The 15234-nt window shown below is 65.6% G+C and carries 14 protein-coding genes and 1 riboswitch; of the genes, 2 read left to right on the top strand and 12 right to left on the bottom strand.

Annotated features, from left to right (window positions below):
• Window positions 1–83: 83 nt before the first annotated feature.
• From C8C93_RS09390 to C8C93_RS09370, 5 genes are all read right to left on the bottom strand, one after another.
• Window positions 84–1358, bottom strand: a complete 1275-nt coding sequence (locus C8C93_RS09390) for an acyl-CoA dehydrogenase family protein (RefSeq protein WP_055393845.1) — start codon at window positions 1356–1358, stop codon at window positions 84–86.
• Window positions 1359–1412: 54 nt separating this feature from the next.
• Window positions 1413–2498: a phosphotransferase gene (locus C8C93_RS09385; RefSeq protein WP_121506693.1), complete on the bottom strand. Its 1086-nt coding sequence runs from the start codon at window positions 2496–2498 to the stop codon at window positions 1413–1415.
• Window positions 2499–2533: 35 nt separating this feature from the next.
• On the bottom strand, window positions 2534–3253 hold the full coding sequence (locus C8C93_RS09380) for a Crp/Fnr family transcriptional regulator (protein ID WP_055393849.1): 720 nt from the start codon (window positions 3251–3253) through the stop codon (window positions 2534–2536).
• A gap of 189 nt (window positions 3254–3442) precedes the next feature.
• Window positions 3443–4222, bottom strand: a complete 780-nt coding sequence (locus C8C93_RS09375; protein ID WP_055393851.1) for an oxepin-CoA hydrolase, alternative type — start codon at window positions 4220–4222, stop codon at window positions 3443–3445.
• A gap of 42 nt (window positions 4223–4264) precedes the next feature.
• The gene (locus C8C93_RS09370; RefSeq protein WP_121506692.1) at window positions 4265–5788 is read right to left on the bottom strand and encodes a 3-hydroxyacyl-CoA dehydrogenase; all 1524 of its coding nucleotides are present in this window, start codon (window positions 5786–5788) and stop codon (window positions 4265–4267) included.
• A gap of 72 nt (window positions 5789–5860) precedes the next feature.
• Between C8C93_RS09370 and C8C93_RS09365 the strand changes: the two genes are divergently transcribed.
• Window positions 5861–8083 carry a hypothetical protein gene (locus C8C93_RS09365; RefSeq protein WP_233559286.1) on the top strand — a complete coding sequence of 741 codons (2223 nt, stop codon included), beginning with the start codon at window positions 5861–5863 and terminating at the stop codon, window positions 8081–8083.
• Window positions 8084–8124: 41 nt separating this feature from the next.
• On the opposite strand, the gene C8C93_RS09360 is transcribed toward C8C93_RS09365, so the two are convergent.
• The 4 genes from C8C93_RS09360 to thiO all read right to left on the bottom strand — a co-directional run bounded on the left by C8C93_RS09360 (window position 8125) and on the right by thiO (window position 11262).
• A complete protein-coding gene (locus tag C8C93_RS09360; protein WP_121506691.1) occupies window positions 8125–9048 on the bottom strand; it encodes a thiamine phosphate synthase in 924 nt (307 codons plus the stop codon).
• Window positions 9041–9853: a thiazole synthase gene (locus tag C8C93_RS09355; RefSeq protein ID WP_121506690.1), complete on the bottom strand. Its 813-nt coding sequence runs from the start codon at window positions 9851–9853 to the stop codon at window positions 9041–9043. The genes C8C93_RS09360 and C8C93_RS09355 overlap by 8 nt, the downstream gene beginning before the upstream one ends.
• Before the next feature lie 84 nt (window positions 9854–9937).
• Window positions 9938–10135 (bottom strand): sulfur carrier protein ThiS, encoded by a 198-nt coding sequence (gene thiS, locus C8C93_RS09350; RefSeq protein ID WP_121506689.1) that lies wholly within the window; start codon window positions 10133–10135, stop codon window positions 9938–9940.
• Window positions 10132–11262 carry a glycine oxidase ThiO gene (thiO, locus tag C8C93_RS09345; RefSeq protein WP_121506688.1) on the bottom strand — a complete coding sequence of 377 codons (1131 nt, stop codon included), beginning with the start codon at window positions 11260–11262 and terminating at the stop codon, window positions 10132–10134. The genes thiS and thiO overlap by 4 nt, the downstream gene beginning before the upstream one ends.
• Window positions 11263–11549: 287 nt before the next feature.
• On the opposite strand from thiO, the gene thiD reads away from it, so the two are divergent.
• Window positions 11550–12398, top strand: a complete 849-nt coding sequence (gene thiD, locus C8C93_RS09340; RefSeq protein ID WP_121506687.1) for a bifunctional hydroxymethylpyrimidine kinase/phosphomethylpyrimidine kinase — start codon at window positions 11550–11552, stop codon at window positions 12396–12398.
• Window positions 12399–12466: 68 nt separating this feature from the next.
• Here the strand turns inward: thiD and C8C93_RS09335 are convergent, their stop codons facing one another.
• The 3 genes from C8C93_RS09335 to C8C93_RS09325 form a co-directional block, all read right to left on the bottom strand.
• Complete coding sequence (locus C8C93_RS09335; protein WP_121506686.1) at window positions 12467–13747, bottom strand: cytosine permease; 1281 nt, start codon at window positions 13745–13747, stop codon at window positions 12467–12469.
• A gap of 72 nt (window positions 13748–13819) precedes the next feature.
• A riboswitch (TPP riboswitch) is annotated at window positions 13820–13924 on the bottom strand.
• A gap of 37 nt (window positions 13925–13961) precedes the next feature.
• On the bottom strand, window positions 13962–14843 hold the full coding sequence (locus C8C93_RS09330; protein WP_121506685.1) for a helix-turn-helix domain-containing protein: 882 nt from the start codon (window positions 14841–14843) through the stop codon (window positions 13962–13964).
• A 12-nt stretch (window positions 14844–14855) separates the two neighbouring features.
• Window positions 14856–15215 carry a nuclear transport factor 2 family protein gene (locus C8C93_RS09325; RefSeq protein ID WP_121506684.1) on the bottom strand — a complete coding sequence of 120 codons (360 nt, stop codon included), beginning with the start codon at window positions 15213–15215 and terminating at the stop codon, window positions 14856–14858.
• Between the last annotated feature and the right edge of the window lie 19 nt (window positions 15216–15234).

Genomic DNA, 15234 nt, shown 5'->3' with positions numbered 1-15234 from the left:
GCCGCGTTGGGTGCGGTTCCCTCCCGCGCGTAGTGCGAGAGAGGAGGGGAAAGGCCCAAGGGGCCTCTGGGGGTGATTTCCAGTCAGCTCCCCCGGGTGACGGGCACGGCCGCATCACGGCCGTAGGTGCCGTACTTGCCCAGCTCCCACTTGGCAATGGCGTTGCGATGCACCTCGTCCGGGCCGTCTGCAAAGCGCAGCGTGCGTGCACCGGCGTAGGCATAGGCCAGCGGGAAGTCATCGCTCATGCCGCCGCCGCCATGCACCTGCATGGCCCAGTCAATCACCTGGCAGGCCATGCTGGGTGCCACGACCTTGATCATGGCGATCTCGGTCTTGGCGACCTTGTTGCCAGCCACATCCATCAGCCAGGCGGCCTTGAGCGTGAGCAGGCGCGCCATGTCGATCTTGCAGCGCGCTTCGGCAATGCGCTCTTGCGTCACGGTCTGCTGGGCCACGGTTTTGCCAAAGGCCACGCGCGACGAAGCACGCTTGCACATCAGCTCCAGCGCGCGCTCGGCCAGGCCGATCAGGCGCATGCAGTGGTGGATGCGCCCGGGGCCGAGGCGGCCTTGAGCGATCTCGAAGCCACGGCCTTCCCCCAGCAGGATGTTGGAGACGGGCACGCGCACGTTCTCGAACGTCATCTCGACGTGGCCGTGGGGCGCATCGTCATAGCCCAGCACGTTCAGCGGGCGGACGATGGTGATGCCCTTGGCATCGGCGGGTACCAGCACCATGCTCTGCTGCGAATGGCGGGGTGCGTCGGGGTCTGTCTTGCCCATGGTGATGAACACTGCACAGCGCGGGTCGGCCGCGCCGGAGATCCACCATTTGCGGCCGTTGATCACGTACTCGTCGCCCTGGCGCTCGATGCGTGTCTCGATGTTGGTGGCGTCGCTCGATGCCACGTCGGGCTCGGTCATCGCAAAGGCCGAGCGGATCTTGCCGTCGAGCAGCGGCTTGAGCCAGCGGGCCTTGTTGGCATCGTCGCCGTAGCGGGCAATGGTTTCCATGTTGCCGGTGTCGGGTGCCGAGCAGTTGAACACCTCGCTGGCCCATGGCACGCGGCCCATGATTTCGGCCAGCGGTGCGTATTCCTGGTTGGTCAGGCCCGCGCCTTCGTAGCCCGAGGCGGCGGCGCTATCGACCGGCAAAAACAGGTTCCACAACCCGGCAGCCTGCGCCTTGGGCTTGAGGTTCTCGATAGTGTTCAGCGCGCTCCAGCGCTTGCCTGCGGCTGTGTTGGCGGCCAGTTCGTCTTTGTAGGCAGACTCGTTCGGATAGATGTGGTCATCCATGAACTGGAGCAGCTTGGCCTGCAGTTCCTTGGTTTTGGGCGAGTAGTCAAAGTCCATGGGTTTCTTCTCCGTTGGTAATCGAGGGGCGGCGCTTGTACTTGCGTCGTGTGTTTAGCCGCGCTGGGCAAACGACCAGGCCAGTTGGGCCATGGGCCGCGCGGTGTCGCCCGATGCCTTGGCCTGCGCGCTGGACGCCGTGCCAGCCTCCACCCGCTTGGCAATGCCTTGCAGGATGGCCGCGATGCGGAACATGTTGTAGGCGAGGTAGAAGTTCCAGTCGGCACGCAGTGCCTCGGGCGTTGTGATGCCGGTGCGCTCGCAGTACAGGCGGATATAGGTGTCTTCGTCGGGGATGCCCAGCGCGGCCAGGTCCAGCCCTGCGATGCCGCGCCCGAGCGAGGCGGGGATGTGCCAGCTCATGCAGTGGTAGCTGAAGTCCGCCAGCGGATGGCCCAGCGTGGACAACTCCCAGTCGAGCACGGCAATCACGCGCGGCTCGGTGGGATGGAACATCAGGTTGTCCAGGCGGTAGTCGCCGTGCACGATGGACACATGGCCCTCGTCCCGCGCGCTGGCGGGCATGTTGGCGGGCAACCACTCCATGAGGCGGTCCATCTCTTCGATGGGCTGCGTGATAGACGCCACGTATTGCTTGCTCCAACGGCCGATCTGGCGGTCAAAGTAGTTGCCGGGCTTGCCATAGCTGGCCAGGCCCCGGTCTGCAAATTTCACCGTGTGCAGTGCGGCAATCACGCGGTTCATCTCGTTGTAGATGTCGCCGCGCTCGGCTGGCGTCATGTCGGGCAGAGATTGATCCCACAGCACGCGGCCCTGCATGCACTCCATCACGTAGAAGGCGCGGCCGATGACGGATTCGTCCTCGCACAGCACAAACATGCGGGGCACGGGAACGTCGGTGCCATACAGGCCGCTCATCACCGCAAACTCTCGCTCGATGGCGTGGGCAGAAGGCAGCAGTTTGGCCACGGGGCCAGGCTTGGCCCGCATCACGTAGCTGGCACCGGGCGTTATGAGCTTGTAAGTGGGGTTGGACTGCCCCCCTTTGAACATTTCCACGGTCAGGGGGCCTACGAAGCCTTCCATGTTCCGTGCAAGCCACGCGGTCAGCGCTTCGGTATCAAAGGCGTGCTGATCGGAAACAGGACGGGTGCCGACGAAATGGTCAAAGTTGCTCATGGAGGAATGGGGGAGAGGTTCGGTCAGTCAACGAGTCAGTTGTCGGTTTCAGCAATGCGCATCAGGGCTTCGCGGTCACGCACCACCAGTCCGCCCGGCTCGATGCGAATGGCGTCCTCGCGCTCCATGGCCTTGAGTTCCTGGTTCACGCGTTGGCGCGATGCGCCCAAGAGCTGCGCCAGTTCTTCCTGCGCCAGTTGCAGGCTGATGCGCATCTCGCTGCCGTCCGACAGGCTGGGCACGCCGTAGCTGCGCACCAGGTGCACAAGCTGCTTGGCCAGGCGCGAGCGCAAGGGCAGGGTGTTGAGGTCTTCCACCAGCCCGAACAGCTGGCGAATGCGCCGCGCATGCAGTCGCAGCATGGCTTCGTACAGCTCGGTGTGCACCGCCAGAATCTTGCGGAAATCGGCCTTGGCCACACACAGGATCGTGGTGTCTCCATGCGCATAGGCGTCGTGTGTGCGCCGGTCCCCGTCGAAGATCGCCACGTCGCCGAACCAGATGCCCGGCTCCACATAGGTCAGCGTGATCTGCTTGCCCGAGATGGAGGTCGAGCTCACCCGCACCGCACCGCGCGCGCAGGCAATCCACTCCTCGGGCGGATCTCCGCGTGCGGCAATGAGGCCGCCGTCCTTGAAGCGTTTGACGTATGCACATCTGAGGATGTCGTGGCGTAGAGAAGGTGAGAGAGATGAAAACCAGCGACCTGAGTTGATCGCTTCACGTTCTTCGATAGTAAGAATCGGGTCGTCCATGGCCTGTCTTTTGGGTGACTAGAAACAGACCCATTGTCGCGTCAGGGACCTTCGTGCTGCGTCAGGGTTGTCACCTGCGTGTCTGCGCTGTGGGCGCCCAAAAGAAAACCCCCGGACGCTGCAGCGCAGCGGGCCGGGGGATGGTGCGTGGCGGTGGGTGCTCTGTGGGTACGGCACCCAGGTCCAATGCTATTCGTAGCGGGGCACGCGTTTCTCTAGGAAGGCAGAAATACCGGCCCCGCCGTTCGCATGGTGCAGGTTCTTCACGAAATGGTCGCGCTCATGGGCCAGGTGGTGTGTGAGCTGGGCATGGGGCGCTTCGTTGAGCAGCTCCTTGATGCTCGCGAGGGCGTTGGGTGCACGCGCGTTGAGCTGCTCGGCCAGTGCCAGGGCGGTCTCCAGCGCGCTGCCGGTTTCTGCAATGCGGTTGACCACCCCGAGAGCGTGCAGGCGTTCTGCGCTGATGCGGTCACCACACATGAGGATCTCGGTTGCCACCTGGCGGGGCAGGGCGTGCGACAGGCTCCAGCTGGCGCCGCCATCGGGCGACAGGGCCACATTGCTGTAGGCCATCACAAACACCGCGTTGCGGGCCGCCACGATGAAGTCGCAGGCCAATGCCAATGAAAAGCCCGCACCGGCCGCCGCGCCTTCCACGGCTGCAATCACAGGCTTGGGGTAGGTGCGGATGGTCTCGATCCAGTTGTGCAGGCCTTCAATGCTCTGTGCCTGTACCTCGGGGGCTTCCTGGCGGTTGGCCAGCAGGCGCTGCAGGTTGCCGCCCGAGCAGAACATGCCATCGGCCCCCGTGATGACCACGCTGCGAATGTCAGGGCTGCTTTCGGCCACACCCAGCGCCTCCACGCCCGCTGCGTACATCACCGGGTCGATGGCGTTGCGCCGCTCAGGGTTGCGAAGGGTCAGGATCAGGGTCTGGCCCTGGCTGGTGCTCTGGAGTTCTGCGGGCATGGTGGCCTTGGTTGGGGAGCGGCTCTTGCTCTGTTCGCGCGATCAGGGTTCTTCGACGTGGGTCAGGCTCAGGCCGATGGCGCCGCGCCTGCGCAGCCAGGGGCTCGGGCGGTAGCGTGTGTCGCCGTACACGGTCTGCATGTTGAACAACACTTCGAGGATGTTGGTCGGCCCCCAGCGGTCGCCCATGGCCAGGGGGCCCAGGGGGTAACCCAGGCCCAGTGTCACAGCGGTTTCCAGATCCTTGGGGGAGCAGATGCCTTGCTGGCAGATGTCGCTGGCGATGTTGACGATGGTGGCCACGACACGCTGCGTGACAAAGCCGCCGCTGTCGCGGATCACGCTCACGGCCTTGCCGTCGCGGGCAAACAGCGCATGCGCTGCGTTGCGGATGTCCACGCGGGTGGCGGGGTTGGTGGCCAACACGCGGCGCTTGGTAGCGGCGTCGTCTATCAGCATGTCGATGCCGATGGTGCGCGCCGGGTCCAGGCGCTCCACGACCGCCACGGTGGTGATGTCAAACCCCAACGGCGCGACCAGCGTGATGGCCTGGGGCGAGGGCGACTGGCCGGTTTCGATGGTGGCGCCCAGGTCCTTGAGCAGCTGGTACAGCTCCGCGCGGCGCGCGGCACGGGGCGAGACCCACACGGGGGGAATCTCTGCCACCACGGGCGGCGGCGCCTCTGCCGGTATCTGCGCCACGCCGTCCACGTAGCGGTAAAAGCCTTCGCCCACCTTCTTGCCCACCACGCCGCCTGCCAGGCGCTGCGCGGTGATCACACTGGGGCGAAAGCGCGGCTCGTCGTAGTACTGGCGGTAGATGGATTCCATCACCGGGTGGGAGACGTCCAGCGCCGTCAGGTCCATCAATTCAAAGGGGCCGAGCTTGAAGCCGACCTGGTCGCGCAGGATGCGGTCGATGGTGGCGAAGTCGGCCACGCCTTCGCCCACGATGCGCAGGGCCTCTGTGCCAAAGCCGCGCCCGGCGTGGTTCACGATGAAGCCGGGGGTGTCTTGTGCCTGAACGGGGGTGTGTCCCATTTCCCTCGCATACGTGGCCAGGGCGGTGCACACGGCTGCATCCGTCTTGAGCCCGGCAATCACTTCCACCACCTTCATGAGCGGCACGGGGTTGAAGAAGTGGAAACCTGCCAGGCGCTCGGGCCGCTGCAGGCCCGCGCCGATGGCGGTGACCGAGAGGGATGAGGTATTGGTGGCCAGCACCGCATCCGGGCGCACCACAGCTTCCAGTTCGGCGAACAGCGTCTTTTTCACATCCAGCCGCTCCACGATGGCTTCTACCACCAGGTCGCAGCCTGCCAAGTCGGCCACGACCTTGACGGGGTGCAGCCGCGCGGTCAGGTCACCGGCCTGCGCGGCATCGATGCGGCCTTTGGCCACCAGTTTGTTCCATTGCTCCTGAAGCGCCGCCTTGGCCGCATCGGCGGCGCCGGGGTTGGCATCGAGCAGAAAAACCTGGCTGCCAGCCTGTGCGGCGATTTGTGCAATGCCCCGACCCATGGCGCCGGTGCCCACGATAGCGATGTTGGGAAACTGAATTTTCATAGCGCCATTATGGCTCTGGCGTTGCGCGGGACTTATGTGCAAGAATGGGTTGCACCAAAAACAGAACATATTGTGAAAATCCGTAACGCCATTTTGGGGACCAGTCTGTGGGCGGTCGCTGCAGGCGCCTCGGCACTGTCCTTGGGCGGCAGCAGGGGCGTGGTGGTGTTGGGTGCCCCGGTAGATCTTTCCTTCGATATCCAGCCCGACCCAGGCATCGATCTGGCCTCTTCCTGCGTGACGGCCAAGCTGGTGGCCGGCGATACGGTGATTGGCGATGCCAAGGTGCGGGTAGTGCCATTGCCCGACATGCGGGGGCGGTCTCCGGCCGTGCGGGTGCAGGCCGCCATCGCGGTGGACGAACCGGTATTGATGGTCACCTTGTCGGCGGGGTGCACAGGCAAGGTCACGCGCACCTACACATTTTTTGCCGAGCTTCCATCCACGGTGGCACGGTCCGCATCGCCGGTCGACGTCTCGCGGCTACCTTCCCTTGCGGCCGGTGGGGTCGAAGCACCCCGTCCGGCCCAGGGTGCAGCAGGGCAGCGCGCTGCAGGGGCTGCCACTGCGCCTGTGGCGCCTTCTCCGTTGGCATCCGTGCCCTTGTCTTCCGAAAACCGGCCCGAGCCCGTACCCAGCACCCCGTCGGTGGCCAAGCCCGCCGCGCGGACGGCCCCGGTACGGCCCCCAGAGCGTCCGGTGGCGCGCCCCCAGGCCAGCGCTGAAAAAAACAAGCTGCCTACAGCCCCCAAGCCTGCTGACCGGGCTCGCTTGGTCGTCGAGCCACTCGACCTCTGGGTAGACCGTCCGCTGGCACTGCGCACCTCGCCTGAACTGCTGGTGATGCCATCAGACCAGCCCTCGGCCCAGCGTGCCCAGGCGGCAGCGCTCTGGAAAGCGATGAATGCCCAGCCCGAGGATGTCAACCAGGAGGCTGACCGGCTCAAGGCCCTGGAATCCGACGTTGCTGCCCTGCGGGCGCAGGCCGCCCGCGACCGGGCCAGCGCAGCGCAATTGCAGCAACAGCTGGAGCAGGCAGAGAGCGAGAGATTTCCTGCCACCGTGGTCTACGCGCTGGGCGGGTTGCTGCTGCTGGCACTGTTGCTCGCTGTGTGGGCCTGGGGGCGGATGCGCAGCGCCTCCGAAAAGGCGGTGCGCGCATGGCGCGATTCGGTGGCTGCGCTGGGTGGCCGAGATGCCGTGGTCGAGCATGGGGCTGCGCTGGGCCTGCCCCCCGACCCCAGCGATCACTGGCTGCCGTCCGATGAGTCCGCCGAAGCCCGGGAACCTTCCCCGGGCTCAGCTGCTGCCCCGCTGGTACCTCCTTTTGTGGCCACGGCCCCTTTGCCCAGTGCCCCGGTCCCCCTGAAGGCGACCGTTCCCCCGCCAGCACCTGCCGCTGTAGTCACGCAGCAACCCGCGCTGCACATCGTCAGCCCGGAAGAGCTTTTCGACATCCAGCAACAGGCCGAGTTTTTTATCTCGGTGGGGGAACACCAGCAGGCCATCGAAGTGCTGAAAACGCACATCGCTGAGCGCGGTGCCACTTCGCCGCTGGCGTATCTGGAGCTTTTGCGGCTGTACCACACGCTGAGCCGGGTGGAGGAGTTCACGCAACTGCGTACGCAGTTCATGCAATCGTTCAACGCGCAGGTGCCGGAATTTGCCAGCTTCCACCGCACGGGCCGCATGCTGTATCACTACACCGATGCGCTCGCTGACATCGAGGCTGAATGGACGTCTCCGTCCGTGCTGCAGCTGCTCGAAAAGCTGCTGTTCCGGCAGAACGGTGTCGGTTCGGTCGAGCCCTTTGACCTTGCGGCTTACGACGACCTGCTGCTGTTGCTCTCCATTGCGCAGACCACGCCAGCAAGTGCCCGAGGGGAGCCTGCGCCCCGCAAGCGCACCACACCGCTCGCCGCACCTCGGGACGAAACCCAGGTGCAGCAAGCGCCAGCCCCGAAGGTGCCTGCGACAACGGCGGCATTACCGCAGGACTCGCGCGCGGCCAGCCTGGAGTTCGACTTTGACGGGATGCCTCCCGCTACAGGGCAGCCATCTCAGGCATCGGGTGTCGCAGCGCCCTCCGCACTGGATGGCGACACGCGCGGTGCGCCGCTGGATCTGGACCTCGACCTTGATCTGTCAGAGCCGCCCCACCTCACCCTGAGCGATCTGCCGGCCGTGCCGGTGACCGCGCCCCCGGCCGCGGGTCAGGCCGTCGGTTTTGGCATGGACAACGACCTGGTCGAACTGCGGCTGGAACTGGAGCAGAAGAAAGGCGACCGCAAATAGGCCGATAGGCAGACAGGCCGATAGGCCAATGGATCGTCCCTTCAGCGGCTCGCGCGCTGGCTGTTTTGTTCCATAAGGCGCATCAAGTGCGTGGCGGTGGCTTCAGGGTCTGGGGCATTGACAAGGGCCCGCACCACCGCAATCGACCCCACGCCCGTGGCCTGCACCGGCGCAAACTGCTCGGCGCCGATGCCGCCAATGGCCACCTGGGGGTAGTGGCGCAGCAGGCGCGCATACACACCCAACCGGCCCACACCCTGCGGGGCCGTGGCCATCTTCTTGAGGGTGGTCGGAAATACGGCGCCCATGGCGATGTAGCTGGGGCCTACTGCATCGGCACGCACCATTTCTGCGTAGCCATGGGTGCTGACACCCAGGCGCAGGCCCGAAGCGCGCAGTGCTTGGAGTTCGTCGGAGGCCAAGGCATCCAGATCTTCCTGGCCCAGGTGAATGCCATAGGCACCCGCCTGGATGGCCGTGCGCCAATGGTCGTTGATAAACAGCAGCGCACCCGTGCCCTGCACGGCCTGTACGGCGGCGTGCACTTCCCGGTCAATGGCGGCAGCGTTGTCCGACTTGAAGCGAAGCTGCACGGTGGGCACGCCCGCACGCGCCATGCGGCCTACCCAGTCGGCGTCGGGCAACACGGCGTACAGGCCCAGGTGCTCAGGGCATGGGGTGAACGCCTGGGCACGTGGCACGGGTTGCAGGCCAAAATCCTCTGGCGCGTCGGGCCATTGCTCAGGCTGGAAGGTGCCGGTGCGCAGACTCTGTGCCAGCCAGGCCTGGGCCAGGCACTCCGCGTCGTGGGCAATAAAGCCCAGCGTGCTGCAGGCCTGCAGGGCTGCCAGGTAGGCGGCTTCCTGCCGCGTGGGTTTCGGGGCGGGCTCGGCGCCAAAGCCCGCGAAGGTGGCGGCGTGGTGCGCAAGAATGGCCTGCACCATGGCGCTGGTGTCGTCACGCATGTTGTTCATGGTGCCAGAAGGGGGTGCCGAGCACGGGCGTACTGGGCTGGGCCGCATCCTGCGCTGCCATGGCACCTGCCTGGCGCGCGGCGCGCCCGGCATTCACTGCGTCGGCGAAGGCACCGGCCATGGCCACAGGGTCTTGCGCCAGTGCGACCGCAGTATTGAGCAGCACGCCGTCATAGCCCCATTCCATTACCTGGCAGGCGTGGGATGGCAGGCCCAGCCCGGCATCCACCAGCATCGGCACGTTCAGCCGTTCACGCAGCGTTTGCAAGGCATAGGGGTTGACGGGGCCGCGCCCGGTGCCGATGGGTGCCGCCCAGGGCATCACAGCCTGACAGCCTACATCCACGAGGCGCTGACACAGCACCAGGTCTTCCGTGCAGTAGGGCAGCACCTGAAAGCCTTCCTTGATGAGATGTTCGGCCACGCCCACCAGGTTCAGGGTGTCGGGCTGCAGCGTGTAGTCGTCGCCAATCAGCTCCAGTTTGATCCAGGGGGTGCTGAACACCTCGCGCGCCATCTGTGCCGTGGTGATGGCCTCTTGCGCGCTGTGGCAGCCTGCCGTGTTGGGCAGCACAGGCACTTTGAGCTTGCGCAGCAGCTCCCAGAAGCTGCTGCCGCTTTCGGCCGGGTTGCTGCCCTGGCGGCGCAGCGATGCGGTGACCATGGCAGGCTTGGCGCGCAGCACGGCGGCTTCGAGCACTGCGGGGGATGGGTAGCGCGAGGTGCCCAGCAGCAGGCGGCTGGCGAACTGCTGGCCGTAGAGCACCAGGGGGTCTTGGGGCGTTGAAGTGGTCATGGTGTTTACTATGCTTTTGATAGCTGCTAGCGCTTGTCCATCAGGCGCTAGGTGCCAATTTGGCTTCAAGTTTCAGGCGGCGGATCAGCCCCCCGTCACGGGCGAGATGATTTCCACACGGTCGCCGGGCTGCAGGGCCTGAGCGGTGTAGCGGGTGTTGGGCACAAAGGTCGTGTTCACGGCCACGGCAAAAGGCGGGCGGGCCGCGATGGCGGCCACGGCGTCGGCCACGGTGGCGCCCTCGGGCAGTTCGTGCGGGATCTGGTTGATGGAAATGTTCATGCGAAAGCGGCGGCCGCGCTGGGTGGGGGCAGGGGGGCGGGCTCCAGGTCCAGCGCGAGGTCAAATCGTTGCGAAAGCTGCGATTTTCCTGCGTTCAGCACTTCCAGCGTCACATCCAGCATCGCGGGCGCGATCATGAAGCCGTGGCGGTACAGGCCGTTGATTTCCAGCACGCCCTTGCGCGGCTGGCGGATGGCGGGCAGGTTGTCGGGCAGCGTGGGGCGGCACTGCGTGGCCAATTCCAGGATGCGGCCCTCTGCAAAGCCGGGGTGCACGGCGTAGGCGGCGGAGAGCAGCTCCAGTGTGGAGCGCACACTGGCGGGCGAGAGGTCGTCCGATTCGATTTCGGTGGCGCCGATGACGAACAGATTGTCTTCTTTGGGCGCAATGTAGATGGGGTAGCGCGGGTGCACCAGCCGCGTTGGGCGCTGCAGCCTGACATCCGGCGCGTGGATGCGAACCACCTCGCCGCGCACGCCGCGCAGTGCACTCCACTGGCCCTTGGCGCCCAAGCCACGGCAGTCCAGCACCCAGTCGGGTTGGCCAGGGGCGCGGGGTGCAAAGGCCTCGGGCGACTGGGGGCTGTGCCAGTGCGTGCGCACCGACAGCCGCTGCATTTCCACCACCAGGGCGGCCAGCAGCTGCCGGTTGTCGAGCTGGCCTTCGCCGGGCAGGTACAGGCCCTGCGCAAAACGCTGCGCGAGGGTGGGTTCCGCCTGGGCCAGCGCGGCGCCGTCCAGCTTTTGCAGGGCGGGCAGCTCTGGCACCTGGTGCTGGTTGGCCTCCAGCTGGCGCGTGAGCCGCTGGGCTTCGGCCGCGTCCTGCCGGTGCCACACGATGAGCGTGCCGGCCTGCTGGAAGAACACGGGCTCGGCCAGCGCCGCCAGCAGCTGCGGCCAGCGGGTGAGGGCGTGGTGGCCCATACGCACCACGCCGGGCTCGGTGATGGCCGATTCGGCCAGCGGCGCCAGCATGGCCGCGGCCACGGTCGCGGCCGAATGTTCGGCGGCCGGGCTGCCCGCGTCGTAGATGTCCACACGGTGACCCTGGCGGGCCAGCTCCACCGCAAGCAGGCGGCCCATGAGGCCCGCGCCCAGAATCGCAAAAGAAGAGGGTTGAAGTGGCATAGGTCCGTCGGTGTGTCCGTGTTGGCTGGCAACCATGGACAAAACGGGGGCAGCGCCGCTCTTGGAAACTCCCCACGCCAGCATGACCTGGATCGGGTAGCGGGGCCACGTTGCAGGCAGTGCCATGCAGCGCTGCGTGCGAGCCCCAGGGTATTTCTCAGTCGCACACCGAAGAACCTGTTCAGGTTCTGAATGGAGGGACACCCCTGTTTCGTCCGGAAAAAATCAATTACAGCACAACCCTTGGCCGCTCTTTTTGCGCTAACGCATAGGCCATAATTTTTGCCATGACTTCATTGACCCCACCGACCTCCGCAGCGCGCCGCTATGTGCGCGTGCTTTCCATTGCCGGTTCTGACAGCGGCGGCGGGGCGGGCATCCAGGCCGACCTCAAGACCTTCAGCGCCATGGGCTGCTACGGCATGACAGCGATCACGGCCATCACGGCGCAGAACACCTGCGGCGTGACGGGCATCCACGGCATTCCGCCCGAGATGCTCAAGGCCCAGATCGACGCCGTGGTGCAGGACATTGGCGTGGATGCGGTCAAGATCGGCATGCTGCATTCGCCCGAGGTGGTGCGTGTGGTGGCCGATGCCATCCGCACCTACCAGCTACCGCACGTGGTGCTCGACCCCGTGATGGTGGCCACCAGTGGCGACCGGCTCATCGCTTCAGAAACCGTGAGCGTGCTGGTGCAGGAGCTGTTTCCGCTGGCCGAGGTGATCACCCCCAACCTGGACGAGGCCGGCTGGCTGCTGGGGCGCAGTATCAAGGGCGTGGAAACGCTGGACGAAGCCGCGCAGGCACTGTGCGCTCTGGGTGCACGTGCGGCGCTGCTCAAGGGCGGCCACCTGCCTGGAGACTGGGTGGTGGACGTTCTGGCCACCCGCAGCGGTGTGCGGCAGCGGCTGGAGTCTGCACGCATTGCCACGCCCAACGGGCACGGCACCGGCTGCACCCTGTCGTCGGCCATTGCGGCACACCTGGCGCAGGGCCTGCCCTTGCAGCAGGCGGTGGAGCGCGCGCGTGCCTACATTCTGGGCGCCATCGCCGCAGGGGCTGATGTGACCACTGGCCGCGGCCACGGCCCGCTCAACCACGGCTATGCGCCTGTGGCGCAGTTGGTGCTGTAGAAATTTAAGAGTTTTTGGCCGCTAGCGCTTATCTGGTAAGCGCTAGCAGCTCACAATTCGATAGCTATTCAACGGCCCCGTGGCCGTGTGGCCCAGGCCAGCAAAAAGCTGAACACCAATGCCGGCAGCGCCGAGCCCGCACCCGGCAGCACCTTGGGAGCCAGGTGGTAGACGGCAATCCCCACCAGCCAGATCGCCACGGGCGCCGCATTCACCTTGCGCGCCGCTGCCAGCAATGCAGGTGCATCGGTGCCAAACGCCAGCCGCCCCAGGATCACGCCAAACAGCGGCACAAACACCGAGCTGAGCAGCAGCAGGAAGGGCTCCAGGCTGTGCATGGGCAAGACCAGCGCAAGGCCAGTGCATACCGCAGCCATGGCGAGGCCCCACTTGCGCACGCCCCAGCGCGGCAGCAGGCTGTGGGCCGACACCGCACCCGAATAGGTGTCGCCATAGGCGTTGTCCACCTCGTCAATCAGGATCAGTGACAGCGCAATCAGCCCGCCCTGGGCCAGCAGCAGCGCCTGCACCAGATCCTTGCTGGGCAAGGTCAGCGCCACCAGCACACCCAGCGAGTAGCACCAGATGTTGGCCAGCGCGTAACCCAGCCAGGTGCCACGCAACGCGGAGCCGCCGTTCTTGCCGTGGCGCGCATAGTCGGCCACCAGTGGCAGCCACGAAATGGGCATGGCGATCACCAGATCCAGCGCAGGGAACACGCCCATGCCGCCCGCGCCCTGGCGGTTCCACAGCGCATCAAACCCCTGGGCCTGCGCCAGCGACAAAAACTGCCACGACAGCCATAGCAGCGACAACACCACGAGCGGCAGCGCCACGCGCGCAATCACCTTGCGCACCAGCTGCACCATCGATCCGCTGATCAGCAGCATCACCACGCCGCCCCACAGCAGCGTGGCCAGCACCGGCCAGTGCGCACCGGCCATGCTGCCCGACTGCTGACCGATGGCCACGGTGGCATCGCGCATCACCACCAGCTCGAACGTGCCCCAGCCCACCAGCTGCACGATGTTCAGGATGATGGGCAGGCTGGCAAAGGTGCGACCATACACGGCGTGCATCAGCCCGGCGCTGGCCAGGCCGCTGTCGCAGCCCAGCTTGGCCACCCAGCCCAGCAGGCCCGCGCCCACGATGGAACCGGCGACGATGGCAATCAGTGCCTCCTTGGTGCCCAGCGCGGGCATCAGGTACGCCCCCACCTGCATGACCAGCAGGCCCACGCCCAGGCTGAACCAGAGCGAGGCGTGGTCATGCCATTGGAAGACGCGGCGGTCGGGGGAGACGGGGGCCAGCGCTTCGTTGTGGGAGGGCGCGGCGGGCGATGAGGACATGGATGGCTCCGTGGCAGTACAGAGCAGGGGCGGCCCGCCAGCGCGCCCCAAAGTCATTTCATTCAGGGCTGGGCCAAAGCGGACGTGCTTCCCTGCGCGAGGATGATCTCAATCAGGTTCAAAGGGACTCTCTCAGTCGGTTCCGGCAGGCCGGTCTCGACACCCCTAGCGTTGGCGCCCCCGAAGGAGCGCGGTTGCCATTGTAGAGGGTGGGTCAGCGCCCGGCCTGGGTGAGGGGGATGGCGTAGTACATCACCGAGTCGCCGGACGTCGGGTGGTATTGCGTGCCGTAGATTTCCAGATCCGGTCCCAGGCTGTGCGACTGGCTGGCCGACAGCAGCCAGCTGGAGTAGATGTAGTTCACCGTCGCATCGACGTTCTGGGCAGGACCTCTGTGGGTGAAGCGTGCATAGGTGGACGCGGGGATTTCCATGGCCACCATGCCCGGTGGCAGTGCACCGGGGCCACTCACTTCGATGCAGGCCAGGTAGCGCAGCTCTTCCGTGTGCGGCCCCGCCGGGGCCACGACGCCATAGCAGACCCCGGGCACGGTGTTCGCAATCTCGTCCAACCGGGGCAGAAACTTCGCCCACAGAGGCGGCAGTTTCTGGCCCAGGTTGTTCTTTTCGGAATCGATGCCGTAGTAGTCGGTGGGCAGCCCGACCAACTGCATGGCGGGCTGCTGCTGGATTTCGGGTTCCAGCGAGATGTTCTGGTGAATGTGCGCGAGGTAGCTTTGGTCAAACCGGATCTTGCGCACGAACAGCGAGCGGTTGCCCATCTTGCGGTACTGCGACGGTGTGAGCCGAAAGCAATCACGGAACGCTCGCGTGAAACTCTCCTGCGTCACGTACCCCGATGCCAGCGCAATGTCGAGCACGCTCAGCCGCGTGTTGGTCAACTGCTCCAGCGCCCGCGAGAACCGGCGCGAGCGGATGTAGGTCTTGAGGGTTTCGTTGGTCAGCGCCTTGAAGATCCGCTGGAAGTGCCACTGGCTCATCCCGGCAGCCCGCGCCACCTCGGAAAGCTGGATATCGGATTCGAGATGGGCTTCGATGAAATCGATGCCCTCCTGGATTTGCCGGAGATAAAGCACGGTGGCGTCCGTTCAAGGGGTTTCAAAGAAACCGGTCATGGCAACCAGCCGGTTCTGGTCGTTGTACCGGCCGTAGCTCACGCCTTCACCGATCACCTGGCCGCTGCCATCCACCATGTTCCACTTGGCGATGCTTTGCTGGTTGTGGCTGGCGAAGTAGTGGGTCACAAAATGGCCGCCGGGCACCTGGCTGTGAAAGTTGTCCATGTAGGCCGTCAATTGGTCCCAGCCATGGGCGGTGGCCAGCGGGTCGTTGTAGGTGCAGGTCGGGTCGAGGGACTGAGAAAACAGGGCCTCCCTGTCTGCGGCCGAGTCGGTCTTCCACGACGCGGTGTAGGTGTCCCAGATGGATTGAAGGGGTTGTTGGCTCATGGTGTGCTCCTGATGGGCG

The sequence above is a fragment of the Acidovorax sp. 93 genome, assembly GCF_003633835.1.
GTDB classification, from domain to species: Bacteria; Pseudomonadota; Gammaproteobacteria; order Burkholderiales; family Burkholderiaceae_C; genus Acidovorax; species Acidovorax facilis.
The sequence above is the reverse complement of the archived record's forward strand: the minus strand, read 5'-3'. Positions and strand labels throughout refer to the sequence as shown.

Excerpts from the sequence above, each read along its gene's own strand:
- C8C93_RS09385 (WP_121506693.1), bottom strand. The coding sequence starts at position 2,498 with ATGAGCAACTTTGACCATTTCGTCGGCACCCGTCCTGTTTCCGATCAG.
- C8C93_RS09335 (WP_121506686.1), bottom strand. The coding sequence starts at position 13,747 with ATGTCCTCATCGCCCGCCGCGCCCTCCCACAACGAAGCGCTGGCCCCC.
- thiO (WP_121506688.1), bottom strand. The coding sequence starts at position 11,262 with ATGCCACTTCAACCCTCTTCTTTTGCGATTCTGGGCGCGGGCCTCATG.
- C8C93_RS09380 (WP_055393849.1), bottom strand. The coding sequence starts at position 3,253 with ATGGACGACCCGATTCTTACTATCGAAGAACGTGAAGCGATCAACTCA.
- C8C93_RS09360 (WP_121506691.1), bottom strand. The coding sequence starts at position 9,048 with ATGCGTGACGACACCAGCGCCATGGTGCAGGCCATTCTTGCGCACCAC.
- C8C93_RS09355 (WP_121506690.1), bottom strand. The coding sequence starts at position 9,853 with ATGACCACTTCAACGCCCCAAGACCCCCTGGTGCTCTACGGCCAGCAG.
- C8C93_RS09375 (WP_055393851.1), bottom strand. The coding sequence starts at position 4,222 with ATGCCCGCAGAACTCCAGAGCACCAGCCAGGGCCAGACCCTGATCCTG.
- C8C93_RS09325 (WP_121506684.1), bottom strand. The coding sequence starts at position 15,215 with ATGAGCCAACAACCCCTTCAATCCATCTGGGACACCTACACCGCGTCG.
- C8C93_RS09370 (WP_121506692.1), bottom strand. The coding sequence starts at position 5,788 with ATGAAAATTCAGTTTCCCAACATCGCTATCGTGGGCACCGGCGCCATG.
- C8C93_RS09390 (WP_055393845.1), bottom strand. The coding sequence starts at position 1,358 with ATGGACTTTGACTACTCGCCCAAAACCAAGGAACTGCAGGCCAAGCTG.
- thiD (WP_121506687.1), top strand. The coding sequence starts at position 11,550 with ATGACTTCATTGACCCCACCGACCTCCGCAGCGCGCCGCTATGTGCGC.
- thiS (WP_121506689.1), bottom strand. The coding sequence starts at position 10,135 with ATGAACATTTCCATCAACCAGATCCCGCACGAACTGCCCGAGGGCGCC.